25 protein-coding genes are annotated in these 26,914 nt (G+C 40.2%); 23 read left to right on the top strand and 2 right to left on the bottom strand.

The features are described 5' to 3' along the window. The first annotated feature begins 2 nt into the window (after positions 1 to 2). The 9 genes from ACJMMI_RS09315 to ACJMMI_RS09355 are packed head-to-tail and all read left to right on the top strand — an operon-like array spanning position 3 to position 3,974. Complete coding sequence (locus tag ACJMMI_RS09315) at positions 3 to 362, top strand: hypothetical protein (RefSeq protein ID WP_405355167.1); 360 nt, start codon at positions 3 to 5, stop codon at positions 360 to 362. Continuing rightward, positions 362 to 490 carry a hypothetical protein gene (locus ACJMMI_RS09320; protein ID WP_405355168.1) on the top strand — a complete coding sequence of 43 codons (129 nt, stop codon included), beginning with the start codon at positions 362 to 364 and terminating at the stop codon, positions 488 to 490. Before ACJMMI_RS09315 ends, ACJMMI_RS09320 begins: the two co-directional genes overlap by 1 nt. Beyond that, complete coding sequence (locus tag ACJMMI_RS09325; RefSeq protein WP_405355172.1) at positions 487 to 1,005, top strand: DNA circularization N-terminal domain-containing protein; 519 nt, start codon at positions 487 to 489, stop codon at positions 1,003 to 1,005. Before ACJMMI_RS09320 ends, ACJMMI_RS09325 begins: the two co-directional genes overlap by 4 nt. Continuing rightward, positions 999 to 1,922 (top strand): hypothetical protein, encoded by a 924-nt coding sequence (locus ACJMMI_RS09330; protein ID WP_405355175.1) that lies wholly within the window; start codon positions 999 to 1,001, stop codon positions 1,920 to 1,922. Before ACJMMI_RS09325 ends, ACJMMI_RS09330 begins: the two co-directional genes overlap by 7 nt. Position 1,923: 1 nt before the next feature. Beyond that, complete coding sequence (locus ACJMMI_RS09335) at positions 1,924 to 2,262, top strand: hypothetical protein (protein ID WP_405355177.1); 339 nt, start codon at positions 1,924 to 1,926, stop codon at positions 2,260 to 2,262. Position 2,263: 1 nt separating this feature from the next. Then, on the top strand, positions 2,264 to 2,605 hold the full coding sequence (locus tag ACJMMI_RS09340) for a hypothetical protein (RefSeq protein ID WP_405355179.1): 342 nt from the start codon (positions 2,264 to 2,266) through the stop codon (positions 2,603 to 2,605). Next, positions 2,589 to 2,774, top strand: a complete 186-nt coding sequence (locus ACJMMI_RS09345; RefSeq protein WP_405355180.1) for a hypothetical protein — start codon at positions 2,589 to 2,591, stop codon at positions 2,772 to 2,774. The genes ACJMMI_RS09340 and ACJMMI_RS09345 overlap by 17 nt, the downstream gene beginning before the upstream one ends. 2 nt (positions 2,775 to 2,776) lie before the next feature. Beyond that, on the top strand, positions 2,777 to 3,337 hold the full coding sequence (locus tag ACJMMI_RS09350; protein ID WP_405355182.1) for an RNA polymerase sigma factor: 561 nt from the start codon (positions 2,777 to 2,779) through the stop codon (positions 3,335 to 3,337). Beyond that, positions 3,330 to 3,974: a hypothetical protein gene (locus ACJMMI_RS09355; protein ID WP_405355183.1), complete on the top strand. Its 645-nt coding sequence runs from the start codon at positions 3,330 to 3,332 to the stop codon at positions 3,972 to 3,974. The genes ACJMMI_RS09350 and ACJMMI_RS09355 overlap by 8 nt, the downstream gene beginning before the upstream one ends. Positions 3,975 to 4,030: 56 nt before the next feature. Here ACJMMI_RS09355 and ACJMMI_RS09360 read toward each other — a convergent pair whose 3' ends face one another. Then, positions 4,031 to 4,729 (bottom strand): CpXC domain-containing protein, encoded by a 699-nt coding sequence (locus tag ACJMMI_RS09360; protein ID WP_405355185.1) that lies wholly within the window; start codon positions 4,727 to 4,729, stop codon positions 4,031 to 4,033. A gap of 150 nt (positions 4,730 to 4,879) precedes the next feature. Between ACJMMI_RS09360 and ACJMMI_RS09365 the strand changes: the two genes are divergently transcribed. From ACJMMI_RS09365 to ACJMMI_RS09390, 6 genes are all read left to right on the top strand, one after another. Continuing rightward, a complete protein-coding gene (locus ACJMMI_RS09365) occupies positions 4,880 to 5,494 on the top strand; it encodes a hypothetical protein (RefSeq protein ID WP_405355187.1) in 615 nt (204 codons plus the stop codon). A gap of 190 nt (positions 5,495 to 5,684) precedes the next feature. Then, a complete protein-coding gene (locus tag ACJMMI_RS09370) occupies positions 5,685 to 6,020 on the top strand; it encodes a hypothetical protein (protein ID WP_405355189.1) in 336 nt (111 codons plus the stop codon). A 363-nt stretch (positions 6,021 to 6,383) separates the two neighbouring features. Further along, positions 6,384 to 7,613 (top strand): hypothetical protein, encoded by a 1,230-nt coding sequence (locus tag ACJMMI_RS09375; RefSeq protein WP_405355191.1) that lies wholly within the window; start codon positions 6,384 to 6,386, stop codon positions 7,611 to 7,613. 28 nt (positions 7,614 to 7,641) lie between these two features. Next, the gene (locus ACJMMI_RS09380; protein ID WP_405355193.1) at positions 7,642 to 8,829 is read left to right on the top strand and encodes a hypothetical protein; all 1,188 of its coding nucleotides are present in this window, start codon (positions 7,642 to 7,644) and stop codon (positions 8,827 to 8,829) included. Between the two features lie 45 nt (positions 8,830 to 8,874). Further along, positions 8,875 to 9,291, top strand: a complete 417-nt coding sequence (locus ACJMMI_RS09385) for a hypothetical protein (protein WP_405355195.1) — start codon at positions 8,875 to 8,877, stop codon at positions 9,289 to 9,291. An 825-nt stretch (positions 9,292 to 10,116) separates the two neighbouring features. Continuing rightward, positions 10,117 to 10,740 (top strand): hypothetical protein, encoded by a 624-nt coding sequence (locus ACJMMI_RS09390; protein WP_405355197.1) that lies wholly within the window; start codon positions 10,117 to 10,119, stop codon positions 10,738 to 10,740. A gap of 544 nt (positions 10,741 to 11,284) precedes the next feature. Here ACJMMI_RS09390 and ppdK read toward each other — a convergent pair. Continuing rightward, positions 11,285 to 13,912, bottom strand: coding sequence for a pyruvate, phosphate dikinase (ppdK, locus tag ACJMMI_RS09395; protein WP_405355201.1), 2,628 nt, complete (start codon positions 13,910 to 13,912; stop codon positions 11,285 to 11,287). Between the two features lie 317 nt (positions 13,913 to 14,229). Between ppdK and ACJMMI_RS09400 the strand changes: the two genes are divergently transcribed. The 8 genes from ACJMMI_RS09400 (at position 14,230) to ACJMMI_RS09435 (ending at position 26,356) form a co-directional block, all read left to right on the top strand. Next, entirely contained in the window at positions 14,230 to 14,982 is a 753-nt protein-coding gene (locus ACJMMI_RS09400) for a sugar phosphate nucleotidyltransferase (protein ID WP_405355203.1), read from the top strand. 45 nt (positions 14,983 to 15,027) lie between these two features. Then, the gene (locus ACJMMI_RS09405; RefSeq protein ID WP_405355205.1) at positions 15,028 to 15,987 is read left to right on the top strand and encodes a ribose-phosphate diphosphokinase; all 960 of its coding nucleotides are present in this window, start codon (positions 15,028 to 15,030) and stop codon (positions 15,985 to 15,987) included. A gap of 760 nt (positions 15,988 to 16,747) precedes the next feature. Then, positions 16,748 to 18,037, top strand: coding sequence for a hypothetical protein (locus ACJMMI_RS09410; protein WP_405355207.1), 1,290 nt, complete (start codon positions 16,748 to 16,750; stop codon positions 18,035 to 18,037). 629 nt (positions 18,038 to 18,666) lie between these two features. Beyond that, complete coding sequence (locus ACJMMI_RS09415; RefSeq protein WP_405355208.1) at positions 18,667 to 19,941, top strand: hypothetical protein; 1,275 nt, start codon at positions 18,667 to 18,669, stop codon at positions 19,939 to 19,941. Between the two features lie 19 nt (positions 19,942 to 19,960). Next, positions 19,961 to 20,557 (top strand): aminoacyl-tRNA hydrolase, encoded by a 597-nt coding sequence (pth, locus tag ACJMMI_RS09420; protein ID WP_405355211.1) that lies wholly within the window; start codon positions 19,961 to 19,963, stop codon positions 20,555 to 20,557. A gap of 160 nt (positions 20,558 to 20,717) precedes the next feature. Beyond that, positions 20,718 to 24,164, top strand: a complete 3,447-nt coding sequence (mfd, locus tag ACJMMI_RS09425) for a transcription-repair coupling factor (protein WP_405355213.1) — start codon at positions 20,718 to 20,720, stop codon at positions 24,162 to 24,164. A 141-nt stretch (positions 24,165 to 24,305) separates the two neighbouring features. Then, positions 24,306 to 25,496: a hypothetical protein gene (locus ACJMMI_RS09430; protein WP_405355215.1), complete on the top strand. Its 1,191-nt coding sequence runs from the start codon at positions 24,306 to 24,308 to the stop codon at positions 25,494 to 25,496. 113 nt (positions 25,497 to 25,609) lie between these two features. Next, positions 25,610 to 26,356 carry a hypothetical protein gene (locus tag ACJMMI_RS09435; protein ID WP_405355216.1) on the top strand — a complete coding sequence of 249 codons (747 nt, stop codon included), beginning with the start codon at positions 25,610 to 25,612 and terminating at the stop codon, positions 26,354 to 26,356. The last annotated feature ends 558 nt before the right edge of the window (positions 26,357 to 26,914 follow it).

The raw sequence follows: 26,914 nt of genomic DNA on the forward strand, positions 1-26,914 counted from the left end.
CCTTGAGGGAATTTTTAAAGGGAGAGGATATTACCGTACTGAAAAACGGCAATATCCTCGGAGGAATTATAAGCGTTGAAACGCAGAAAAACAGCTCTGTTTACGGAGTTAAGCAGTATTTAAGCGATGAAGTAAAATGTCCGCACACAAAGGACGAATACATAGTTACCATTGAAATGAATGTGCCGAGCAGTGACGGCTTCTTAAAGGAAAGCTATATGCAGAGTATTGAGCTTAAAAACGGGGACAAGTCGGAGCTTTACAGAAATTGCACTGTAAAGAGTGCATGGAGCAGGCACAAGTCGGGTGATTTTTCGGTGCTTAAAATGGTGCTCGGCTGTGAGAAAAGGGAGGTTTCATAATGATTATGAGAGAAAACGATTTTACGGAAAATGCAGGACAGGCAGAGTCTGTGAGCGAGGAGCTTGAAAGGGAGAGCAGACGCTACAGTCATGGCTTTTCAGAGGAAGACGAGGCGAAGGAAAGATGACGCTTGTACCGATGAGGTTTAAAACCTATGAGTGGAAATACAATCCTGAGGAGATAAGCTTTGAGTGTGAAAAAAACATACGAGAGCTTGAGTCGCCGAACAGCACCGCATATGTGCAGAATCTCGGCAGAAAAAACAGACTTATAAAAGGCAAAGGTCAGCTTTGCGGTGAGGACTGCCACGAACAGTTTGCAAGACTTTGGCAGATATTTGAAGAGGGCGGAGTGGGTGTGCTTGCTCTGCCCTTTGTAAAGCCTGTGTATGCGGTGTTTGAAAGGCTTGCTGTAATCGGTGAGCCTGTGCCCGATATGCTTACATACAGCTTTGTTTTCAGAGAAGTAATGGAGAGGGAAAAGGAAGCGACAGTCGGCACATATATTGCAAATGTCGGGGAATGCTTGTGGGATATTTCATATGTGAGCAGAGTTGAGATTGAAAAGCTTTTAGAGCTTAACCCTTGGATAAAGCAGGCTGACGAGCCGATTATAAAAGGCAGGGTGATTAAGATATGTTGAGGTTTGAGGTTAGCACAAGCGGTGGTATGCTTGCCTTGCCAATGCCGATTTCGGTGGTGTATAACAGCGAATTTTCTGTGCCTGCCGACAGCATAACGGTTGAAATTCCGTATATAAGCGGTTGCGATGACGGCGACTTTTTGTATGGCTATGACGGAGAAAGGCTTGTGTTCAAAGGGCAGATTGATGAAATTACAACGCAGAAAAGCGGTGAAAAAATTACCGTTGTAATTTCTGTAAGGAGTATGGCAGGAATTTTGCTTGACAACGAGGCTGAGCCTTGTGTGTACTTTAATGCGTCATCATCTGTTATTTTTGAAAGGCATTTAAAACCGTTTGGCTTTGCGGAATATGTCGGCGACAATGAGCCGTATTTTGGCTATGTGAGAATAAGCAAGGGTATGAGCGAGTGGCAGGTACTTGAAAATTACTGTATGAACAAATATGGGAAAATGCCGAGAATTACAGGTGACGGCAGGGTGATTCTCAACGGCGATGCAGAGGGCGAAAGGCTCTGCTTTGGCATTGGCGGTTGCAGCTACACCGCAGTCAAGAGTACGATTAAACGCTATAAGGTGGTTTCTGAGGTTAAGCTGAGAATTAAGCAGGAGAACCGATACGGAAGTACGATTAAAAATGACCTTGCCGACAAAAGACTTGTAAAAAGACGCTATGTTGACGCTCTGACGGGCGGCGGTTCGGTGGGTACTGCCGACAGAATTATTAAAAACAGTAACCGCAACGCATATGAGGTGGTGCTTGAATGTCCGTACAGGCTTAATTGCGAGGCAGGCAATAGGGCAAGTATTGATGATGAGATTCTTGGCAAGGCTGACGGACTTTATATTCACAAGCTGAAATACATTGCAAACAACAGGGGTGAAAAAACTACCGTCACACTTAGAAAGGAGATTTAATATGTGGATTACGGAAAATTTGAGTAAAAATACGATTAACAAGCCTACAGCGACAAGTGGAAATGTTGTGGTGAGTGAAATTGGCAATACAGAGATTGTGGCATCGGGACTTCACAGAGGGCTTGAGTGTGTTACACCTTATGGCGTATTTTCAATTCCGCCTGTGAGCGAAAAGGCGGTTGTACTTCCGCTTGCCGACAAGGAGGTTTGTGTGGGGGTGATTTCCGAAATTGCCTCTGTACAGCCAGGTGAAATTCTTTTGAGGTCTAAGGGCGGTGCTGAGGTGTATCTTAAAAATGACGGCTCTGTGTATATCAACGGTGTAAAGGTGGGTGATTGATTTGGATACGCTGATAAAAGACGGCGACATTGCTGTGGACAGTGGCGGAAGATATATTCATATTTCGGGTGATGAGGAGCTTTTACAGCAGGCTTATATCTGCGTGTGTGCAAAGCTTGGAGGATTTGTATATAACAGAGGGCTTGGCTCAGAAATTTATAAAAAGGCATTTGACGAAGAAAATTATACCGAAAAAATCAATCTGATGATGGCTCAGAGCTTAGCTGATTATCCGCAGGTAAAGGCAGAGGTGGTTGCTGTGCGAAAGCCGAAACTACGAATTCGATTCACCTGCAATAACAGTATAAGAGAGGAGGTAATAAACATTGACGATTACATATGATGAGATTTACAACAGAATGAAGTCGCAGTTTGCAAGCGAGAGCAAATATGATTTTGACGAGGCAAGTGATGCCGCCATAAGAATGAGGGTGCTTGCAGGGGAAATCTTCAACGCTATGACAAGCCTTGCGTCAGTTTTTCTTATGCAACTTCTTTCAGATATAATCTGAAAATGTTGTTTGATTATATTTGTAATACTGTTGCTAAACAAACACCGGCAAACGGTGCCGTTACAGAAAGCAATACCAATAAAGCACAAACGGTGTCATTAGCTGAAAGAGCAATGAATCTTTATGGCAATTCAATATTAAGACTGGCGTATTCTTATCTTCATAATATTAGCGATGCGGAAGATGTGCTTCAAGATACCCTTATAAAGTATATGGAGTCTTTTCCTGCTTTTAAAAGTGATGAACACGAAAAGGCGTGGCTTTTAAGAGTTGCGGCAAATATTAGCAAGAATAAGATTGATTATAATAAAATCAGAGAATCAGACGAACTGGAAGAAAATCTTGCTGTATATGAAGACGAAAGCCTTGCTTTTGTTTGGGACGCAGTAAAAAATCTTCCTGATAAGTACAGAGAGGTAATACATTTGTACTATCAGGAAGGCTATAAAATCAAGGAAATCAGCAAAATTTTAAGAAGAAACGAAAGCAGTATAAGGTCTGACCTAAAAAGGGGAAGAGAAAGACTGAAAAATATTTTGCAGGAGGCGTATGATTTTGAATAAACAGAATTCATATAATAAAATTATGGAAAAAGTTGAAGTTTCAGATGAAATGCGTGTAAGAATACTCAATAATATTGCAAACAATGAGAATTTAAAAAATCGCAAAATTTTAAGCCTTTCAAGGTGGAAAAGGATTGCTTCTGCTGCTGCGTGCATTGCATTACTGATTGTTGGCAGTATTGTTGTTCAGAATATTTTAAGTGTAAATCATACTAATCCTAACATAGATATTGATGTGGAAGGTCCGTCGGCAGATGTAATTGAATGTAACTCTGCAAGCGAGTTATCTCAAAAAGCAGGCTTTGAAGTGTATGATATAAACTATATTCCGTTTAATGTATCTTCATCTGAGTACAGCTGGTGCTGGAATGAATTTGCTCAGATTGATTACAGCGGTAATGATAATGTGCTGACATACAGAAAGGTTGTGGGAAATCAAGATATTTCGGGAGATTACAGAGAGTATTCTGTAATACTAAATAAATCTATAAATGGCGACAATATAACTATTAAAGGAAACGAAGATGAATATTCTTTGGCAATATGGCAGTCTGAGGAATATTCGTATTCAATATACCTTAATCAAGGCGTCGATTTAAACAGTATTATTAAAGTAATTCAATATTCTGATTTTTAACAGATGGCAGAAAAAATCACCTCTGTGTAAAAACACAGGGGTGACGCTTGTTATGATTAATCTTCATTAAGTTTTCTGACTTTTTCCATATGGCGGAAGTGCTTGTAGCGGTAGAGGACATTTTCTGCCCATTCTCTGTCAATCTTGATAAAGCCTTTGAGCTTTTTGTCCTTATAGGCAAATTTATCTATAATGCCCTTTGATTTGCCGTAAATTTCAAGTCTTGCGGTCTGCACATACGGCTCTTTATCCTTGCCGATAAAGTATGTAAAGCCCATTGTGTTGGTTTCTCTGTCATACATCGACAGGTAGCCCTCGGATACATCTACATTGTTGAGCTTTTTTGACACAGTCTGGCTGATTGCAAGCTTGGTAAGTTCCACAGCCATATCGTCAAGTCCCGACTCAAAAATAAACAGCTTTTCCTTAAATGAGTTAAAGCTTGGTACAATTCTCTTGTTGATGTTGCGAAGATTGCTGTACTTGTTTTCAAGCTCATTATCACAAAGCTGAAAACGGTCGATTTTCGGAATCAGATAAACCATAAAGCGGTTTTTCATATCATTATATAAAAGCGGATAGTTAAGCTTGGCGGTGTAGCCACAGGATGGGCAACGGAACTCAAAAAGTTCCCCGTCAAGCACCCTTTTGCGGATTGTTTTATCTCGTGCAGGATTTATGCTTGTGTGGATTTCTGCCTTGCTAAGCTCTCCACAACCCGGACACACTATTGCCTTTATTACCTTGTCCGACATATTTCAACACCTCTTTCAAGATAATTATATCAAACAAGTACATTTTTAACAAGCAAATTCAAAAAAAATATTGATTTTATCATTAATATCTGTCATAATAATAGTGATATAAAAACGAATCCGCATTGTTGCGTTAAAGGAGATATTGCTATGACTTTTTTTGATACTGTAAAGGGCACAGTCAATACTGCTGCCGATACTATTTCAAGTGTTACTCAGAATATTGTTGAAAAAAACCGTACAAATGCAAAGCTTAACCGCCTCCGCCTTATTATGAAGTGTGAAAGTGAGCTTATGAACAGAGCATATATTGCTCTTGGCAAGTCTTGCTATGAAAGTGCCAAGAAGGGCGAGAGCGTTTCTGAGGAGCAGCAGAAAAAGCTTTTTGAAGTAATTGAAAATTCAAAGGCTAAGATTGCAAAGGCAAGAGAGTGCTACCGTCAGATTGTTGACAGCTCAAACGATGTTTTTTACGGCACACCTGAAACTCAGCCAAAGCCTGAGTTCAAGAATGACGAGGTTGTGGATATTACTGTTGCCTGCTCAAATGAAAATGAGTACAAAAGCTCACCGTTCCCGGCTCAGCCTGAGGAAAAGGCTGAGGCAGAACAGCCTGCAAAAGCAGAAGAAAAGGCAGAAACCAAAGAGTCTGTTGACAAGGAAATGGAAGCTTTAAAGGCTTATGTAAACAAGCTTTCTCAGAGAGATGCTAAGAACGAGAGCCTTGACGCTGATTCAGAAACAGACGACACAGAATTATTCTGATTTTAACTAAACATAATCACAGACTGCCATTCAAGTATGAGTGGCAGTTTTTATTTGCAAAAATTTGGGTTCTTAATCAAATGTTGGGGTAAATTATGGTTTAGCAACGGTCGGGAAATTTTGTTTGAATTAGCACAGACTTTATACTCTAAAATAAAAATTTGGTCAACCTTTTTCAAAGGTTGTGGGTGTGGGCAAAGCCCACAATACTTTCCCATTATGCAAAGCTTTGATAGCCAAACAGCCTGCTGTTTGGCGGCTTGAGCACAACAGCGAAAGCCTTATAATTGCGACAGCAACACAAAAAGCCATTCTTCTTTATTATTTATTAATGAAGTATTTCTTTTTAATGGCTGTCGCCTGTTTTATCAAACTTTGCCTAAGCACACAAACCGCAACGCTGTTTGTGCCCAATAAAAAAGGCAATGAAAACAGCTTTCTTGGGCGTTGCCCAAACCCACGAGCCTTTAAAAAGGCTCGACCTAAATTTTTTGTTATTTATCCGAAACTTTCTGCTAAACCATAATTATCGATATTACCCCAACATTTAAAACAGAACCGTCACGCTTTTGTCTTTATAAGTGTGCTATTATATATAAGCGTGAATGAGGGCGATAAAATAAATTTTATTTATGCCAAAATTCACCTTAAATTCACAAGGTCAATATACTATAATCATATACAGAGGCTATCATATTTATACAGTCAGAAAAGTATAAATATCATAAAAAACCTGATTTTTGCATAATAGTTGTAAATTAGTGTAATTTTTGGCTTTTTTTACTTGACAAAACTGCCGTATGGATATATAGTATATGTATTAATGTATGTAATACAAATTGCGTATGTTATTGTTGATTTGTAAAAGTAAAGGAGCAACTTTTTACTAATGAAAAGGTTTGTATTGATATTTGTTACCGCTGTGGCAGTTGCCGGTGTTTCTGTTTTTGCCGCATATAATGTACCTAATACTACAGATAATTTAAAATACGGTACTACTCATACTATGGCGTCAACTGTTTTAAACAAAAAACCGGTAGAAATGACCACTTCTCCAAATGTTGATATGACAGGCTTTGAGCTTACCAAGAATTCACCCTCTAAGCTTGACCTCAAGTGCGTTGATGAGTATCAGGAGGAATGTTATCCTAATAATGTTTATCATCCAAAGGTGCTTGATATGGGCGAGGAAGGCTGGAACGGCTACAGATATTGGGTGTCATACACTCCGTATCCGAAAGGTAATGATGAGTTTGAAAATCCGCATGTTGTTGCGTCAAACGATTTAATCAACTATTCCGAAATCAAGTTTTCTCAGCCTGTACTTCTCAATTATAAAAAGGCGGTTCGCTTTAATTCGGACAGTGAGCTTGTATATAATTACGACCTTCACCGAATGGAAATCATCTGGAGATACACCGACTATGATATTGATTATGCCTCACTTCTGAGGAGCTATTCATATGACGGCGACACATGGACAGAGCCGGAAATCTTTTTTGAAACCTATGACAGAATCAAGGAAGATATGGTGAGTCCCGCTATTGTATATGAAGATCATACATACAAGGTGTGGTATGTAAATGCCTACAAGGTTAAGTATCGTGAATTTAAGGATGACAAATGGTCAAAAATCAGAATGTGCAATTTGCCATATGAAAATGACGCTTACACCTGGCATATTGATGTGATTAAAAACGGCGATAAATACGAAATTCTGACCTGTGCAACCACAGATAAAGAAGACAGAAAGCATATGAACCTTTACTATGCAAAGTCTAAAACAAATGATGCTCTGAAATGGGACACTGCAAAAACAGTTCTCAGACCTACCGGCAACGATGCCGATTGGGATGGCAACGGACTTTACAGATCAACTTTTATGTATTCGGACGGAATATACTATGTGCTTTATGGCGGAAGAAACGACGCAAAGGATTTTGGCGTGGGACTTCTGTTTGGTAAGGATATGTATAATCTCTACGGTACAAATTGCGATTATGTATATGATGGAGCAAATAGTGCTCAGAAGTTTTGGAATTTCATAAATCAGTACAAGGATTTGACAAGCGAACCTGAAATCAGTGAAAAAGGATTTAAAACAGAGGAGCTTGAGTAACGACTGATTTAATGTAGAAAGGGTAATTATGAAGAGAATACTTGCATTAATGCTTGCGGCAGTAATGACTGCCACTGTTTTTGCAGGCTGTTCCGCTGACAATGCGGTGTCAGAAAGTACAGGGGAAGGTACAACACAGACAACCGAAACTCAGCAGCCGACTGCTGTGGTTAGCAAGCAAACAAACAAATTGAGTAATAATACTCAGGAAAAAGAAAAAACAGAATTTAAGCCTGATTTTGATTTTTGTACAAATTCAGTCAGCAAACTAAATTTAGTGAATTCAGACAGCTACATAGAAAGCTATTATCCGAACAATGCCTACCACCCAAAGCTTATTGATTTGGGCAAGGAGTGGAACGGCTACAGATTTTGGCTTTCTTACACACCTTATCCTAAGGGTAACGATTATTACGAAAATCCACAGATTGTGGGTACAAACGATTTAATTAATTATTCAGAGGTAAAATATACTGAACCGCCGCTTGCAAATTATAAAAAATCGGTCAGATATAATTCGGACAGCCACCTTGTATATAATGAGGAGCTTGACCGACTTGAATTATTCTGGAGATACACCGACTACGATACCGACTATATGGCATTGTATATGAGATATTCATATGACGGTGACAACTGGAGCGACAAGCTTGTATATTTTGAAACCTACGAAAAAGAAAAGTACGATATGGTGAGTCCTGCCATAATTCGTGATGACGGTGCATATAAAGTATGGTATATCGGTCATTATCAGCTTTGCTACAGAGAACTGAGAAACGGAGTATGGTCTGACCCGGTGCAGACTGACCTTTCTTTTGAAGACGGTGCATATATATGGCACGCCGATATAATCAAAACCAACCGTGGTTATGAGCTGCTTGGCTGTGCAACAACCGATAAAAAAGACAGAAAGCATATGAACCTGTACTTTTCAGCGTCAGAGGACGGACTGAACTGGGAAACCGGCGTGAAGGTAGCTTCTCCGTCTGAAGATTACACAGCATGGGACGGCGGTGGACTTTACAGACCGTCATTCATATATGCAGACAATCACTATATAGTAATGTATAGTGCAAGGAACGATTACAACGACTTCGGTACCGGACTGCTCGTTGGCAGAGATATGTTTAATTTACATGGTACCGATTTGGATTATATATACAATGGTCAGGCAGATGCCCAGCGTTTGTGGGATTATCTGAACAACGATTTATAAACTGTGCAATGCGACTTACGCACAGAAGAGTTTGGAGGTGACAAAATGGATACGGAAAAGCGTGCGGTAGTGCTTGCGTGTGTGACAATGCAGTTTGATTGCGACAGAATTATTAAGGTTGCAAAGCAGATTGCAGACGATACGGATTGCGAGCTGAGAGTACTTTCGGTACTTGAACCTACTCACGATTATACCGAGGCAGCGTGGCAGATTGAATACCTTAATATGGTTTCTAAAAAGTTTGGTGCTGATATGACGGTTCTTTTTGATAAGAATACTGACAAGGCAGCGGCTGAATTTGCTAAAAAATGCAATGCCTCAAGAATTGTAACAGGTCTTCACGATGGCGGTGAAGAAAGTTTCCTTGTGAGATTCAACAGGTTTTTGCCTCAGATGCCTCTCACAATGGTAGCTAAAGACAATATGGTTTATTCTATGGATGTATGCAGGGTATGTTCATAAGAAATTAATAAGATTTAGAGTTTGCAAATTTTTATATACTCTCTCCCTAAAAAAGACCGACTTTGGTGTAATACCGAGTCGGTCTTTAAATTTAGTTTGTTTGTAGTGAGGTAATGTCAAAGGTTGGGGTTATTATGCTTTGTAACGGTCGGGAAATTTTTGCCTGAATTATTAAAGACTTTCTGCTCGAAAAATAAAATTTAGGTCCACCCTTTTTAAAGGGTGGTGGGTTTGGGCAACGCCCAAGAAAGGTTGTTTTTATTGCAAATTTTCAGGCACAAACAGCAACGCTATTTGTGTGCTAAAGCAAGGTTTGTCAAAACAGGAGGTAGCCCTTTAAAAGAAGTACTTAATTAATAAATATAAAGAATAATGGCTTTTGGTGTTGCTATCGCAATTATAAGGCATTCGCCATTGTGTTCAAGCCGCCAAACAGCAAGCTGTTTGGCTACCAGAATTTTTCATAAACTTAAAGTATTTGTGGGCTTTGCCCACACACACAACCTTTGAAAAAGGTTGACGAAATTTTTATTTCCGAGTATAAAGTCAGTGATAATTCAAAGAAAATTCCCGATCGTTGCTAAACAATAATTTACCAATGTTTCCCCAACATTTAAAACATAACCAATTTAGCTTATTAATTATTTTAAATCAATAAACTTAGATTTTTTGCATTTTTCAAAATAAATTTAAATTCAGTACATCTTGAAAGCAAATTATAGCTATGTTAAAATGATAAGGTGTATTTATGAGTCCGTTTTACCGTAATATTTGTCGAAATAGGACTCAGGCGGTTTATTGCAATATGACTGTGAGGAATAGTTAATGATAATTGATATAAGGCAAGATATAAAGGAACTGTATTCAGCGGAGTTTACTGTATACAGAGGGCAAAATGCAGTCGGCGGTTTTTCGGTGCAGGGTAGTATGGTTTCGATAGAGGCTGATGTCGGCGGAAAATTTTTGACCGATAACATTGCGATCGGACACAAAAACATAGATATACTTAATGTCAAAAAGCCGTTCAGACCGTACATTATATTGTGCAACGGAGTTGAATCGGGTGTAGTATATCACACTGAATCGGGCGGCGGATTAAAAAGCTATAGTTTTAAACAGATGCAGTATAAAGGAATGACATATGACTGCTTTTCGTTTGGTTTTGGCAAAGAAGGCGGAAAAGAGCAGATATATAGCGGTAGCAGTCTGCTTGCTCAGATTGATACCGAAAGCATTGTTTATTATGATTTACATAATTACCGAATTTATGCTGTTGATGAATATTCGGCAAAGCTTGCTGTGCTGTTTGGTATGTATGGTTATGTAACCTGTGCTTTTGAGCCGGGCAAAAAAATTGTATCGGGCAAAACAAAATACTATTCAAAAACGCTTAATAAAGATTTGATGGCAAAGTATAATTCAAATTTTGCCGGAGAAATAACTTTGTAAGGCTATGGTTGTGTAATAGAATGTTTGAAATTTTTGCTTGAATTAGTACATACATTATGCACGGACATAAAAATTTGGTCAACCTTTTTAAAGGTTGTGGGTGTGGGCAAAGCCCACAATACTTTAGCTAACGCAAATTTCTGATAGCCAAACAGCTTGCTGTTTGGCGGCTTGAACACAATGGGGAAAGACTTATAATTGCGATAGCAATACCAAAAAATCCGTTATTATTCTTTATTAAATCATTACTTTTTAAAAGGCTGTCGCCTGTTTTGACAAACCTTGCTTTACCGCACAAACAGCGACGCTGTTTGTGCCTGAAAATTTGTAATAAAAACAACTTTTCTTGGGCGTTGCCCAAACCCACGAGCCTTTAAAAAGGCTCGACCTAAATTTTATTTTCGGGTATAAAGTCTGTGATAATTCAAGCAAAATTTCCCGACCGTTACTAATGTTTCACATAAATTTTTACAACAAAAGGGCTGTCCCAAAACGGGACAGCCCAAAATATTTATGCTATATAATTAGTACACTAATGACTAAATTACATCTCAGCAATAGCAGCCTGAGCAGCAGCAAGTCTTGCGATTGGCACACGGAATGGTGAGCATGATACATAGTCAAGACCAATCTTGTGACAGAACTCAACTGATGATGGGTCACCGCCGTGCTCACCGCAGATACCTACGTGGAGCTTGTTGTTTACTGGCTTACCAAGCTTAATAGCTGTTTCCATAAGCTTGCCAACACCTGTCTGGTCGAGCTTAGCAAATGGATCGTTCTCGAAGATCTTAGCATCATAGTAAGCGTTGAGGAACTTACCGGCGTCATCTCTTGAGAAACCAAATGTCATCTGTGTAAGGTCGTTTGTACCGAAGCAGAAGAAGTCAGCCTCTGTAGCAATCTCGTCAGCTGTAAGAGCAGCTCTTGGGATCTCGATCATTGTACCAACTTCGTACTCAAGCTCGATGCCTGCAGCTGCGATTTCAGCGTCAGCTGTTTCAACAACCATCTTCTTAACATACTTAAGTTCCTTAACCTCGCATACGAGTGGAATCATAATTTCAGGCTTAACTGTCCAATCCGGATGAGCCTTCTTAACATTGATAGCTGCACGGATAACAGCCTTTGTCTGCATCTTTGCAATTTCAGGATATGTTACTGCAAGACGGCAGCCACGGTGACCCATCATTGGGTTGAACTCGTGGAGTGAAGCAATGATAGCCTTGATTGTGTCAACGCTCTTGCCCTGAGCAGCAGCAAGCTTCTCAATATCAGCTTCCTCTGTAGGAACGAACTCGTGAAGTGGTGGATCAAGGAATCTGATTGTAACTGGGTTGCCTTCAAGTGCCTCATAAAGAGCCTCAAAGTCGCCCTGCTGATATGGAAGAATCTTCTCAAGAGCAGCTTCTCTCTCTTCTACTGTATCTGAGCAGATCATCTCTCTGAATGCAGCGATTCTGTCCTCTTCAAAGAACATATGCTCTGTACGGCAAAGACCAATACCCTCAGCACCAAGCTCACGAGCCTTTTTAGCGTCAGCAGGTGTATCAGCGTTTGTTCTAACCTTAAGCTTTCTGTACTTGTCAGCCCAGCTCATGATTCTGCCGAACTCACCAGCGATAGTAGCATCAACAGTTGGAATAACACCGTCATAGATATTACCTGTTGAACCGTCGATTGAAATGTAGTCACCCTCGTGGAACTCTTTGCCAGCGAGTGTAAACTTCTTGTTAGCTTCATCCATGTTGATGTCGCCACAACCTGATACGCAGCAAGTACCCATACCACGAGCAACTACGGCTGCGTGAGATGTCATACCACCACGAACTGTGAGGATACCCTGTGAAGCCTTCATACCTGTGATGTCCTCAGGTGAAGTTTCAAGACGAACGAGAACAACCTTCTCACCGTTTGCATTCCAAGCCTCAGCGTCCTCAGCTGTGAATACAACCTTACCGCAAGCAGCACCAGGTGAAGCACCAAGACCCTTGCCGATTGGTGTAGCAGCCTTAAGAGCAGTAGCATCAAACTGTGGGTGGAGAAGTGTGTCGAGGTTACGAGGGTCGATCATAGCAACTGCCTCTGCCTCTGTTCTCATGCCCTCATCAACGAGGTCACAAGCAATCTTAAGAGCAGCCTGAGCTGTTCTCTTACCGTTTCTTGTCTGGAGCATATAGAGCTTCTTGTTCTCAACTGTGAACTCCATATCCTGCATATCTCTGTAGTGATCCTCAAGAGTCTTGCATACAGTCTGGAACTGAGCAAATGCCTCCGGGAATGTTTCAGCCATCTGAGCGATTGGCATTGGTGTACGAACACCTGCAACTACGTCTTCGCCCTGTGCGTTTGTAAGGAACTCACCCATGAGCTTCTTCTCACCGGTAGCAGGATCTCTTGTAAATGCAACACCGGTACCGCAATCGTCACCCATGTTACCGAATGCCATTGACTGTACGTTTACAGCAGTACCCCATGAATATGGAATATCGTTATCACGGCGATATACGTTAGCTCTTGGGTTATCCCATGAACGGAATACAGCCTTGATAGCACCCATAAGCTGCTCCTTAGGATCGTCAGGGAAGTCAACGCCGATCTTAGCCTTGTACTCTGCCTTGAACTGTGAAGCAAGCTCCTTGAGGTCGTCAGCGTCAAGCTCTACGTCCTGAGTAACGCCCTTCTTAGCCTTCATTTCGTCGATAAGCTCTTCAAAGTACTTCTTACCAACTTCCATAACTACATCAGAATACATCTGAATAAATCTTCTGTAGCAGTCCCAAGCCCAACGAGGATTGTTAGACTTCTTTGCAATAACTTCTACAACTTCTTCGTTAAGACCAAGGTTGAGGATTGTATCCATCATACCGGGCATTGATGCTCTAGCACCTGAACGAACTGAAACGAGAAGTGGGTTCTCTAAGTCGCCGAACTTTTTGCCGGTGATCTCTTCCATCTTACCGATGTACTCATTGATCTGACCCTGAATTTCTTCGTTGATCTCTCTGCCGTCCTCATAGTACTGAGTACAAGCCTCTGTTGTAATTGTAAAGCCCTGTGGTACAGGAAGTCCTAAGCTTGTCATTTCTGCAAGGTTAGCACCCTTACCGCCAAGAAGCTCACGCATGTTAGCATTACCTTCTGAGAAAAGGTATACCCATTTGTTTGCCATTTTGGTAATCCTCCTAAAATAATAATTTATACGGCTGTGGCGAAAATTAAGCAAAATTCGCCCGCTTGTATAAGCCTACACATAATTATAGCAAAGTTTGTTTAAAATAGCTATAGATTTTTAAAAATTTTTTCCTATAAAATTCAATTTTTTATTCCATTAATATTGTATAAATCGTTTAAATTTAGTCCTAATGTTGTTTTTTTGTAAAATACTCTTGAATTTTGTATTTTTTATGCGATAATATTAATATGTCTTGTTGTGCGTGTATATTAATGATACGCACACCTAATAACAGAATAACAAGGAGATTACATATGAGTAATTGTGCGATTATTCTTGCGGGCGGCGAGGGCAAGCGTATGAAGAGTGACAAGCCAAAAACTCTTTCACTTGTACTTGGCAAGCCAATGCTTGAGTGGGTTATTTCTTCACTCAGAAAAGCAGGTGTCAGCGACATTTGCATTGTAAAGGGATATAAAAAGGAATGTATTGACGAATTTGTGTCAACTCTTGATTTTAATGTTCAGACAGTTTATCAGGCTGAGCGACTCGGTACAGGTCATGCAGTTATGATGGCTAAGGACTTCCTTGAGGCTCACAAGGGCGACAGCGTGGTAATCTTAAACGGTGACGCTCCGTTTATGGACAGCAAGACTATTGAAAAGTCGCTTGCTCAGCACACAAGCACAAATTCAAGTGCGACTGTAATTTCCGCTATGGTTGACGACCCGACAGGCTACGGCAGAATTGTTCGTGACGAAAACGGCGATGTAAAGTCAATTGTAGAGCAGAAAGACGGCAGTGAGGAAATTCTTAAAATTAAGGAAGTAAACTCAGGCGGTTTTTGGTTTGACGCAGAAAAGCTTTTGTCGGTACTCGGCAGAATTTCAGCTAACAACAATGCTAAGGAATATTATTTGCCTGACGCATTAAAGCTTTTGCTTTTAGACGGCTGTAAGGTTTCGGCATACACAGCAGAGTGCAGTGATACTGTGCTCGGTGCAAATGACCCTCAGCAGCTTGAGGAGCTTAACAACATTGCAAAAGACAGGGGATATACCTGTTAAGTAAATAGAGAATACAAAACTATAGAGTAAAAAGGAGCGATTACAATGAATTTTCACGGAAAAGACATTAAAATCTTTACCGGAAGCTCAAATGTAAATGTAGCCAAAGGAATTGCAGGCAGCCTTGGAGTTCCGCTTGGTAAGAGCGAATGTACTCAGTTTTCTGACGGTGAAATTGCTGTTTCTCTTCAGGAATCTGTAAGAGGCAGCGACTGCTTTATCGTTCAGTCAACTTGCACTCCAGTAAATGACAATTTAATGGAAATGCTCATTATGATTGATGCTATGAAGCGTGCGTCTGCTGCAAGAATCACAGCAGTTATGCCTTACTTCGGCTATGCAAGACAGGACAGAAAAGCTAAGGCAAGAGATCCGATTTCAGCAAAGCTTTGTGCAGACATCATCACAACAGCAGGTGCTGACCGTGTTCTTACAATGGATCTTCACGCAAACCAGATTCAGGGCTTCTTCAACATTCCGGTTGACCACCTCTATGGTTCTCCTATCCTTGCAAACTATATGAGAGAGAAGATCGGCGGTAACTTTGATGAGTATATCGTTGTTTCTCCTGACCTTGGTTCAGTTACCCGTTCAAGAAACTTTGCATCAAAAATCGGCACAGGTCTTGCTATTATTGATAAGAGAAGACCGAAGGCTAATGTTTGCGAGGTTATGAACATTATCGGTGATGCAAGAGGCAAGAAGGTTATCCTTGTTGACGATATGATCGACACAGCAGGCACACTTTGTAACGCAGCAAATGCTATCGTTGAAAAGGGCGGTGCTACTGAGGTTTACGCTTGTGCTACTCATGCAGTTCTCTCAGGCCCAGCTATTGAGAGAATCCAGAATAGTGCAATCAAGGAAGTTGTTCTTCTTGATACAATTCCTGTACCACAGGAGAAGATGATTGATAAGTTCACAATTCTTCCTGTTGCTCCAACATTTGCAGAGGCTATTGCAAGAATTTACAATGACAAGCCATTTACACCTGCATTTGGTTAATGAATTGAAAATAAAATAGCGATTATACAGGCGGGTTTTCAATAACCCGCCATTTCGCCTTTAAAAAGGTTTTGAAAACAAGAAATGTTGCTTCTTTTCAATAGTTGGGGTAAATTATGGTTTTTATTACGAGAAGATAGTTTGCAAAATAATAATTTTCTTGTTCCCGACAATAACTTAGTAACGGTCGGGAATTAAAAGTATTAAGATTTTCTATGCTTTCTGCTCGGACAAAGAAATTTAGGTCGAGCCTTTTTAAAGGCTCGTGGGTTTGGGCAACGCCCAAGAAAGGTTGTAATTATTACAATTTATAAGGCACAAACAGCAACGCTGTTTGTGTGCTAAAGCAAAATTTGACAAAACAGGCGGTAGCCTTTTAAAAGGAATAATGAATTTTTCATTATATAATGAATGTTTTTTCTTGTTGCTGTCGCAGGCAAAAGGCTCACGCTGTTGTATTCAAGCCGCCAAACAGCGGGCTGTTTGGCTATCAAAACTTTGCATAAACTTAAAGTGTTGTGGGCTTTGCCCACATCCACAACCTTTGAAAAAGGTTGACCAAATTTTTATTTTCGAGTATAAAGTCTGTGCTAATTCAAACAAAATTTCCCGACCGTTGCTAAACCATAATTTATCAATATTACCCCAACATTTAAAACAGAACCGAAATTTTTAGACTTGGCTTTTGAACAAAAACAATACTAAGTATATTATAATAAATTATAACAGTAATTTGGACTGTTGAGGTATAAAAAGAAAAATGAGTATTTTTAATTTAACATTTGATAAAAACGATGAAAGCAATATAATTATAGATAAATTTGTAGATGAGTATTCAGAGTGGACCACAACAGGAAAAGAACCCGAAATAGGTTCGCTTGATGTAAACTATGCTTTTGAACTTCAGAAAAAAAGACTTGAGGAGCATAACGCAAGAATAGAAACTACATTTGATACCAAGAATAGTGACTTTAAGGACGGTGCGGTACGCTGTTTTACTGTTCCCGATAAGGGTGACTATAAAACTGTTATCGGCTGCAAGAATTATAAAGTTATCGAAACAGTTTATGTCAACAATAAAAAGAAAAGAAAATCCAAGGTGATGCAGAATTTCTATGTTGCAATTACAAGGCTTTTAAACCAGAATGCAGACGGTGCGATAGCCTGCCCTAACTGCGGTGCTGTCAGCAGTATAAAAGAGCTTCTGACAGGCTGTAAAAGCTGTGGCACAAGATTTATTTTAAACGATTTGTTCCCTAAAGTTACCAATTTTTACGCAATCAAAGAGGTTGCAGGCGGTAAAAAAGTAATTAAAAATTCCGCTATAGCCGTTGTTTTGATTACTATGCTTGCATTTGCCGGCAGTATGTTTTTTATAAACTACAAAAACGGCAATCTTTCGCCCGAAAACAGCGATTTCATAATGAACATTATAATCTGCACTTTATACGGATTTATAGGCGGTGCGCTGGGCGGATACTTTTTGTGGGGCTTTTGTATGTTTATGTACCTTATATTTGGCTCAATAAAAAGTCTGTTTTTGCTTGGCCCTCACATAAAAGCAAAAACAAAGCTGCCAAAGCTTATGCGACAGATTGACCCAAATTTTTCGTATGAATTTTTTGTCGGCAAGGTTATAAATCTTATGAAGCTTATGATTTTCAGTGATGATTACACAAACCTTGCTGCCTATGACGGTAAGCCGATGCAGAATAAATTCAGAGATATAATTGATGTAAAATACGACTCAACCATTAAATTTAACGGCTTTAAAATAAACGGCCCTTATTGCTATGTTGACATTACAGTGTTTGCAACAGTTCTTAAGATTGATTGCGGAGATGTCAAAAAAGCAAAGCAAAAATTTAGAGTTGTAGTTTGCAAAAATATTAACGCAATAGCTGACGCAGGCTTTTCTATTAAGAAGGTAAGCTGTAAAAGCTGTGGCGGCAGCTTTGACGCCACCAGAGAACATAACTGCCCGTATTGCGGCAATCCGTATCACCTTGGCAATGACGATTGGGTTGTTATTGACTTTAAAAAGGCTTGATTATAAAGCAAGATTTATAAAAATTGGTTCTTTTTCATGGTTGAGGTAAATTATGGTTTTTATTACGAGAAGACAGTTTGCAAACTAATAATTTTCTTGTTCCCGACAATAACTTAGTAATGGTCGGGAATTAAAAGTATTAAGATTGACTATGCTTTCTGCTCGGACAAAGAAATTTAGGTCGAGCCTTTTTAAAGGCTCGTGGGTTTGGGCAACGCCCAAGAAAAGCTGTTTTTATTGCAAATTTTCAGGCACAAACAGCAACGCTGTTTGTGTGCTAAAGCAAAGTTTGAAAAAACAGGCGACAGCCTTTTAATAAGAAATGATTTATAAAAATAAAAAGAATATCATTTCTGTTTTGTGTTGCTGTCGCAGTTATAAAGCTTTAGCTATTGTGTTCAAGCCGCCAAACAGTTGGCTGTTTGGCTATCAAAGCTTTGCGTTAGCTAAAGTATTGTGGGCTTTGCCCACACCCACAACCTTTGAAAAAGGTTGACCAAATTTTTATTTTCGAGTATAAAGTCTGCAATAATTCAAGCAAAAATTTCCCGACCGTAGCATAAACAATAATTTATCAATATTACCCCAACATTTAAAGCAGAACCTAAAAATTGTGAGGTTAATAACGAATGAATATTAATTTGCAATATGATAATGAGAAAAACACTGAGATTGTCGATACTTTCGTAAAGCAATATGTAAAGTGGCATAAAAGGGAAAAATATCCTGCTATGACTTCTATTGATGTAGATAATGTGCTTGATTTACAAAGAAGACTTGAAAAGTATAACATCAGAAAAGAAATGGAGTTTGCTTCTGATAAAACGCATAAGCGAGCATTGAAAAACTTTACAATTATTGACAAAGGCGATTATCAAAGTGATGTTTCCTGCAAAGACTACAAAATCACCGAAACCTATTTTGTAAATAACATTCAGAAGATAAAGACAACACGCTGGCAGAATTTTTATGTTACAATTACAAGACTTATAAATCATAACGCAAAGGGTGTTGCAGAATGTCCTAACTGCGGTGCTGTCAGCGAGGTGACAGATTTACTTAACGGTTGTAAAAACTGCGGTACAAGATTTATAGTTGAAGATTTGTACCCGATTATAACTAATTTTTATACAATAAATACTATCGCCGGCGGAGAAGATTTCGTGAAAAAAACGCAATATGCTGCGATGGCGGGTAATTCGCTTTTCCTCACAACTTTTATGTTTTTGTTAAACGGTCTGTTAGGAACTCTTTCACCAAGTCACGAAGACTTTTTGTTTTACTGGGTCGAATGTTTTATGGTTGGCATAGTAGGCGGTTCTGTTTGCGGTCTACTTTTGTGGATTACCGGTATGATTCTTTACCAGCTTTTTGGCTCTGTAAGAGGAGTATTTTTGTTTAGCTCCAATGTAAAGGCAAAATCAAATCTCCCAAAGCTAATGCGACAGTTTGACCGTAATTTTTCGTATGAATATTTTTTAGGCAAGATATATAATCTTATGAAGCTTATGATTTTCAGCGATGATTATACAAATCTTGCTGTATATGACGGCAGACCTATGCAAAATCAGTTTAAAGATATAATTGATGTAAATTATGACTCAACTGTAAAACTGAACTCGTTCAATATAAAGGGTGCTTATTGCTATGTTGATATTACTGTATATACCAAGGTATTGAAATTTAACTGTGGCAATATAGTTAAAGAAAACGAGGATTTCAGAATGGTAGTGTGTAAAAATATTTATGCAACAACAAATGCAGGCTTTTCTGTTAAAAAGGTAAGCTGTAAAAGCTGTGGCGGCAGTTTTGACGCTACAAGAGAACATAACTGCCCATATTGCGGTACTCCGTATCACCTTGGCAATGACGATTGGGTTGTTATTGATTTTAGAAAAGAATAATTTATAAAGGAAGGTATTTATGTTTGGTAAGAAAAAGAGCTTTGGCGGTGGCGTTGAGCTTTTAGTAGTGGGACTTGGTAATCCTGATAAAAAGTACGAAAATACTCGTCATAACGCAGGTTGGCTTGCGATTGATGCAATAGCCGAGAGCCTTGATTGCAAGGTTGACAGAGTAAAATTCAAAAGCTATGTGGGCGAATGTACCATAGCAGGCAGAAAAGCAATGCTTATGAAGCCTACCACATATATGAACAACAGCGGTCAGGCGGTAGTAGAGGCGATGAATTTCTACAAAATTTCACCTGAAAATGTGATAGTATTATTTGATGATATATCCCTTGATGTCGGCAAAATGCGTATTCGTTCAAAGGGCAGTGACGGCGGACAGAGAGGAATGAAGAGTATTATATATTTAAGTGGCAGTGATATGTTCCCACGCATAAAGATTGGCATTGGAGCAAAGCCTACACCGGAATGGGATTTGGCTGATTGGGTGCTCTCAAGATTTTCTGATGACGAGCAGAAAAAGCTTGCACAGGTATTTGAAAATTCTGCGAAAGCCGTTGAGCTTATGGCAGACGGAAAAATTGACAGAGCAATGAATTTGTTTAATTAAGTTATTAACATTCTGAGAGAAAAATGTTGAAAACTTTAACAAAGCAAAAATTACGGTCGGGTAATTATGCTTGAAGATTGAAAGAATTTTGCCCGAAAAAAGTTTTTACTTTACAAATACACAAAATTGTTTTCTATAATAAATTAAAGCAAGATGAATTATGAAATTTTTAGTTGATGTTTTTAAAAACAGCGAGGTTTTTAACTCGCTCGAAAAAGCCATTGTGCGTGGCGGCAGTGTTTGTGCTACAGGTCTTTCTGCCGTTCACAAGGCACATATAATTTACTCGCTGTGTTGCCGTAAGCGTACCACAGCTTTTTGCATTGCATCAGATGAAAGAGAGGCTCAGACCATTTGCAATGACCTTGCAAGTATGGGACTTAAAGCTTACTTTTATCCTGAGCGTGATTTTAATTTCAGAGATATGCAGAGTGCTTCCAGAGAGTACGAACACGCAAGGCTTAAAGTCCTCTTAAAGCTCATTGACGGTGAATGTGATGTGGTTGTCAGCTGTATTGATGCCGCCTCTCAGCTTACCGTACCAAAGGAGTTTTTATCCGACTGTGTTTTAACTCTTAAAGAGGGACTCGAAATCAGCCTTGAAAAAGCTGTTAGAACCCTTACCCTGCTCGGCTATGAACGCTTTGATGCAGTTGAGGGCAGCGGACAATTTTCGGTAAGGGGCGGTATTCTCGATTTCTTTATGCCTGATGCTGAAAATCCGGTTCGTGCAGAGTTTTGGGGCGATGAAATCTCCGACCTCTCTTTCTTTGATATTGATACTCAGCGTAGAGGCGGCAAAGCCGGCGAAATCCGTCTTTCTCCGTCTGCGGAGGTAATTATTGAGGATAAAACGGCACTTGCAGACAAAATAGAACAGCTTGCAAAAACTGTTCGTGGCAAAAAAGCACCGCAGGTAAAAGAAACCCTGCTTTCCGAGGCTGAGAGCATAAGGGGCGGTGCAATGCTTTCTAATATAGACAAGTTTATTCCGCTGATTTACGACAAGCCGGAAACCCTATTTGATTATATCGACAAGGACGCTTTGATTTTTACTTCTGAGTACAATAATATATCTGAGCGTGGCAGGGCAATGGATTTCAGAAATGAAGAAACTGTAAAGGCCGCCTTTGAGGATGGTGTGCTTTGCCGAGGTCTTGACAAGTATTCGCTCATTTTTGCCGAATGTGTGGATATAATGACTTCTCGTGGCATTGTAATGCTTGAGGGTTTTGTGCATGGCTCAACCAAAATTCCGCTCCGTAAGATTGTGTCATTCTCAACAAAGCAGCTTTCTGTATGGAATGGTTCTTACAAACAGCTTGAGGAGGACTTAAGCGGTATGCTTACCGCCGAAAGCTGTGGTGTGGTACTTGCCGGCACAGACAAGGCGGCAAAAAATCTTTGCGATTCACTCAGAAATGACGGTATTCTCGCTCAGTATGCAGAAAATCTTACAGAAATCAAGAGAAATGCTCTGTTCGTAATTCCCGGCACACTTAGTGCGGGCTTTGAATATCCGCTTGAAAAATTCTTTGTAATCACACAGGGACATATTTCCTATGTGCCTAAAAAGAAGGCACGCAAAAAAACTCCGAAGGACAGTCAGGCGGTTTACAGTCTTGCCGAGCTTTCACAGGGTGATTATGTGGTTCACAGCGTTCACGGTATCGGTATTTTCGGAGGTATCCGCAAAATTGACACACATGGCATTGTAAAGGACTACATCAAGATTGAGTACGCAAAGGGTGATGTGCTTTATGTGCCTGTAACTCAGCTTGATATGGTTGCAAAGTACATTGGCCCGTCAGAAAACAGCAGGGTAAGGCTCAGCAAGCTTGGCTCGCAGGATTGGCAGAAAGCGAAGTCAAGGGTAAAGGCGTCTGTAAAGGACATAGCAAAGGAGCTTATTGCACTTTATTCGGCAAGAATGAAAGCAAAGGGCTATGCTTTTTCGCATGATAACGAATGGCAGCACGATTTTGAGGCAAAGTTTGAGTATGATGAAACTCCGGACCAACTAAGGTGCTGTGATGAAATAAAAAAAGATATGGAAAAAACCTCGCCAATGGACAGACTTTTGTGCGGTGATGTTGGTTTTGGCAAAACCGAGGTAGCACTCAGAGCCGCATTCAAGTGCGTTGCCGACTCAAAGCAATGTGCTTTGCTTTGCCCTACAACAATTCTTGCATGGCAGCATTACCAGACGGTGTGCAAACGCTTTGAGGGTTACCCTGTGCGAATAGAGCTGCTTTCGAGATTCAGAACGACAAAACAGCAGAAAGAAACCCTTGAAAAGCTCAAGCGTGGTGAGGTTGATATGGTGGTTGGCACTCATCGCCTTGTACAAAAGGATGTAGAGTTCCGTGATCTCGGACTTGCAATCATAGACGAGGAACAGCGTTTTGGTGTGGCACAAAAGGAACGCTTTAAGGAGCTTTGCAAAAATGTAGATGTGCTCACGCTTTCGGCTACACCTATTCCACGAACACTAAATATGGCAATGAGCGGACTCAGGGATATGAGTGTAATTGAGGAAGCTCCACGAAACCGCCAGCCTGTACAAACCTATGTGCTTGAACATGACGATGCGGTAATCAACGAGGCAATCCGCAAGGAATTAAGACGAGGCGGACAGGTATTTTATCTGCATAACGATGTTGCAAGCATTGAATCGTGTGCATCACGAATTCTTGAAGCTGTACCGGAGGCTAAGATAGCAATAGGTCACGGCAAGATGAAGGAGCACGAACTGAGCGAAGTGTGGCGAATGATGCTTGAGCAGGAGGTAAATGTTCTTGTCTGCACAACTATTATTGAAACCGGTGTAGATTTGCCGAACGCCAACACGCTTATCATAGAAAATGCCGACAGAATGGGACTTTCTCAGCTGCATCAGCTAAGAGGAAGAGTAGGCAGAAGCAGCCGCCGAGCCTACGCTTACCTTACTTTCCGCAAAAACAAGGTGCTTACGGAAATTCAGCAAAAGCGACTTGCCGCAATCAGAGAATATACAGAGTTTGGCAGCGGTTTTAAAATTGCAATGCGTGACCTTGAACTGCGAGGTGCGGGCAATATTATGGGTGCTCAGCAGCATGGACATATGGAATCGGTCGGCTATGATATGTATCTTAAATTGCTCGGTGAAGCAGTCAGCGAAGAAAAAGGAGAGGTTACTCAGTCGGCAGACCTTGATTGTCTTATTGATATTTCTGTTAATGCCCACATTCCCGAAAGCTATGTTGAAAGCCTTACACTACGCCTTGATGTGTACCGCCGAATTGCCGACATACGCAACAAGGAGGACAGCCTTGATGTTAAGGATGAGCTCAGAGATCGTTTTGGCGAAATCCCTGAGGCTGTGCTCGGACTTATTGACATTGCACTTATACGAAACTGTGCAAATGCAATGGGAATTTACGAAATCAGACAGACCGACACCAATGTTTTACTCTTTGTCAAAGAGATAAAGTCACCGCAGATTATTGATTTGCTTTCAAGGCTTAACGGCAGAGCAATGCTCTCGGCAGGCAACAAACCGTATATTACAATAAGATGTGGCGGCGGTTCTTCGCTTGAAATGCTTAAAAAGGTATTTAAAATCTGATAGATGTCTGAAAATTTTGCGAAAAAAGCAATAAATTTTAGAAAATATATGGACAATGCAAAATTTTTTGTGTATAATCATAAAGTACGCACCCTGTCGAATTTATGGGTGAAATAGAATATTTTAAGGACGGTAAATATTATGAAACCATATGCAAAGATCGGTTCATTATTACTTGCATTGATCATTGCCGTTGCAGCAGTTGGCTGCACCCCAATCAGCCTCAATGCAGAATGGGCTTACAAAACAGATAAAGTAGAGTTGCCAATCGGTGTTTACAGCTACTCACTTAAAACAGCCTATTCACAGGCTAAAAACTATGCTTCAAAGCTTGCTTCTTATGATGAGGCTTCTGATTCATGGCTCGACCTTGAGATTACAGACGATGACGGCGACAAGGCTGTTGCAAGAGAGTGGATTAAAAACGAGGCAGATACAATGTGCTTAAACTACATTGCTGTTGACAACCTTGTAGAGGAGCTTGGCATTGATATGAGCGGTGCAACTGCCGATCAGGCTAAGAAGTCTGCCGAAGAATACTGGACAGTAGGTCCTTACGCTTCATATGGCTATTATATGCCATATAAGGACGAATATGAGCCTTACGGTGTTTCTTTTGAAAGCTTTGAGTATTGCACAACACTTTACAACACAAAGTATTCTGCAATTTTTGACAAGCTTTACGGTGAGGGCGGTTCTAAGGAAGTAAAGGATGATGAGTTTATTTCATTCTTTACAGAGAACTACACAGACTATAAATACATCAAGGCAAACCTTTACGAGTCAACAACCGATGAATCTAACCAGAGCACAGATGTTGCACTTTCAGACGAGGATGCTAAGAAGATTACAGACGAATTTGACAGCTATGCAAGAGATCTTAACAACGGCACATCTTTTGACGATGTTGTAAATAAGTACAAAACTGCAAATTCTATTACAGATGACCCTACAACATCAGCTGTAGAGGAGCTTTCTAACAGCTCACTCGGTGATGAGCTTAAGGCTGCTCTTAACGAGATGAAAGCAAATGAGGGTAAAACCGTTAAGGTTGGCACAGGCAACACAGCAGTGTATTACCTTATTTATAAAGGCGACATCAACTCAGATGTTGAAAGCTATGTTTACGATGCAACACAGCGTGCAAATCTCCTTGCTGCAATGAAGAAAGACGAATATGCAAAGTATGTTGACGACCTTGCAAAGAACACAGAGTGCGAAAAGAACCAGTCTGTTCTTGACCAGTACAAGCCGGAGCTTTACTTTGTAAAGCCTGAAAGCTCTGCAAGTTCATCAAGCTCAAGTTCATCAAGTTCATCTTCTTCAAATTAAGATTTAAAACTAAAAATGCCACACAGCCTTTGTGTGGCATTTAGTGCTAATATTCAGACTGCAAATTTTGCGGTATATACGCTTCTTTAAGTCAAAGGAAGGAGTCCATAGTTATGAAAAGAAAAATAATTGCATTAATTTCTGTATTTGCACTCAGCTTTTCAGCTTTTGCCTTTTCGGTAAGTGCAGTTGAGGGCGAAGAAAGCGGTGGCGAAATTATTGAAACCGAGCCTGCTCCGGACCCGGAACCTACCTACGAACCTGAACCGGAGCCGACCTATGAGCCGGAACCGGAACCAACATATTACCCTGACCCTGAGCCGACATATTATCCTGAGCCTGACCCGACTGAGCCGTATGTTGAGCCAACATATGATAATTCGGATTCAGGCGATAAGCCGTATTACAGCAATGATGACGGCGAGGTTTATGTAGGCGGCGGACAGTCAACCTATACTGTACCGGAAACAACCGCACCGCCTGCTCAGATGTATTCTGTAAGTCGTGATACTATTGATGATAAAACTCTTTCAAAGAGTGACTGGAACGATATTTCAGCAAACCTCAAAAATGCTTCTCTTACAGACAGCGACGGTGATGACTTTAGCTTTATCAAAAAGAACGAGAGCAAGTCAGATAACGGACATTGGATGCTCTATGTGGGCATTGCTTGCTTAGTATTAGGCATTGCAGGCATTGTGTATTTCATTGTAGCAACAGTACAGAGCCGTGGCAGATATAAGTTTGCTACCAATACAGGCAAAGCACCTAAGGAAAAGAAAAGAAAATTTGACACCGCAGATGTAGAGCTTCCAAAGCACACCACTTCATCAAAGGGCGGTACAAGATTTAAACATTAATTATTGCAAACTAAAGCCGATACTGCTTTTCAGCGGTATCGGCTTTTTGCTCGGATAAAAAATTTAGGTCGAGCCTTTTTAAAGGCTCGTGGGTTTGGGCAACGCCCAAGAACAGTTGTTTTCATTGCAATTTGCAAGGCACAAACAGCGTCGCTGTTTGTGTGCTGAGGCAAAGTTTGACAAAACAGGCGACAGTCCTTTAAAAGAAATATTTCATTAGTAAATAATAATGTTTTTTTATGTTGCTATCGCAATTATAAGGCTTTCACCATTGTGATTAAGCCGCCAAACAGCAAGCTATTTGGCTATCATAATTTTGCGTAATCTAAAATATTGTGGGCTTTGCCCACACCCACAACCTTTGAAAAAGGTTGACCAAATTTTTATGTCCGAGTATAAAGTCAGTGATAATTCAAAGAAAACTTCGGATAAATAATATAAAATTTAGGTCGAGCCTTTTTAAAGGCTCGTGGGTTTGGGCAACGCCCAAGAACAGTTGTTTTCATTGCAATTTGCAAGGCACAAACAGCGTCGCTGTTTGTGTGCTGAGGCAAAGTT

Origin of the sequence: Ruminococcus sp., assembly GCF_045129435.1 — a bacterium.
Classification (GTDB): Bacteria; Bacillota; Clostridia; order Oscillospirales; family Acutalibacteraceae; genus Ruminococcoides.

Bases quoted from the DNA above. Each gene is read 5' to 3' on its own strand.
- ACJMMI_RS09320 (WP_405355168.1), top strand. From the start codon at position 362: ATGATTATGAGAGAAAACGATTTTACGGAAAATGCAGGACAGGCAGAG.
- ACJMMI_RS09325 (WP_405355172.1), top strand. From the start codon at position 487: ATGACGCTTGTACCGATGAGGTTTAAAACCTATGAGTGGAAATACAAT.
- ACJMMI_RS09330 (WP_405355175.1), top strand. From the start codon at position 999: ATGTTGAGGTTTGAGGTTAGCACAAGCGGTGGTATGCTTGCCTTGCCA.
- ACJMMI_RS09335 (WP_405355177.1), top strand. From the start codon at position 1,924: ATGTGGATTACGGAAAATTTGAGTAAAAATACGATTAACAAGCCTACA.
- ACJMMI_RS09350 (WP_405355182.1), top strand. From the start codon at position 2,777: ATGTTGTTTGATTATATTTGTAATACTGTTGCTAAACAAACACCGGCA.
- ACJMMI_RS09360 (WP_405355185.1), bottom strand. From the start codon at position 4,729: ATGTCGGACAAGGTAATAAAGGCAATAGTGTGTCCGGGTTGTGGAGAG.
- ACJMMI_RS09365 (WP_405355187.1), top strand. From the start codon at position 4,880: ATGACTTTTTTTGATACTGTAAAGGGCACAGTCAATACTGCTGCCGAT.
- ACJMMI_RS09375 (WP_405355191.1), top strand. From the start codon at position 6,384: ATGAAAAGGTTTGTATTGATATTTGTTACCGCTGTGGCAGTTGCCGGT.
- ACJMMI_RS09380 (WP_405355193.1), top strand. From the start codon at position 7,642: ATGAAGAGAATACTTGCATTAATGCTTGCGGCAGTAATGACTGCCACT.
- ACJMMI_RS09385 (WP_405355195.1), top strand. From the start codon at position 8,875: ATGGATACGGAAAAGCGTGCGGTAGTGCTTGCGTGTGTGACAATGCAG.
- ACJMMI_RS09390 (WP_405355197.1), top strand. From the start codon at position 10,117: ATGATAATTGATATAAGGCAAGATATAAAGGAACTGTATTCAGCGGAG.
- ppdK (WP_405355201.1), bottom strand. From the start codon at position 13,912: ATGGCAAACAAATGGGTATACCTTTTCTCAGAAGGTAATGCTAACATG.
- ACJMMI_RS09400 (WP_405355203.1), top strand. From the start codon at position 14,230: ATGAGTAATTGTGCGATTATTCTTGCGGGCGGCGAGGGCAAGCGTATG.
- ACJMMI_RS09405 (WP_405355205.1), top strand. From the start codon at position 15,028: ATGAATTTTCACGGAAAAGACATTAAAATCTTTACCGGAAGCTCAAAT.
- ACJMMI_RS09410 (WP_405355207.1), top strand. From the start codon at position 16,748: ATGAGTATTTTTAATTTAACATTTGATAAAAACGATGAAAGCAATATA.
- ACJMMI_RS09415 (WP_405355208.1), top strand. From the start codon at position 18,667: ATGAATATTAATTTGCAATATGATAATGAGAAAAACACTGAGATTGTC.
- pth (WP_405355211.1), top strand. From the start codon at position 19,961: ATGTTTGGTAAGAAAAAGAGCTTTGGCGGTGGCGTTGAGCTTTTAGTA.
- mfd (WP_405355213.1), top strand. From the start codon at position 20,718: ATGAAATTTTTAGTTGATGTTTTTAAAAACAGCGAGGTTTTTAACTCG.
- ACJMMI_RS09430 (WP_405355215.1), top strand. From the start codon at position 24,306: ATGAAACCATATGCAAAGATCGGTTCATTATTACTTGCATTGATCATT.
- ACJMMI_RS09435 (WP_405355216.1), top strand. From the start codon at position 25,610: ATGAAAAGAAAAATAATTGCATTAATTTCTGTATTTGCACTCAGCTTT.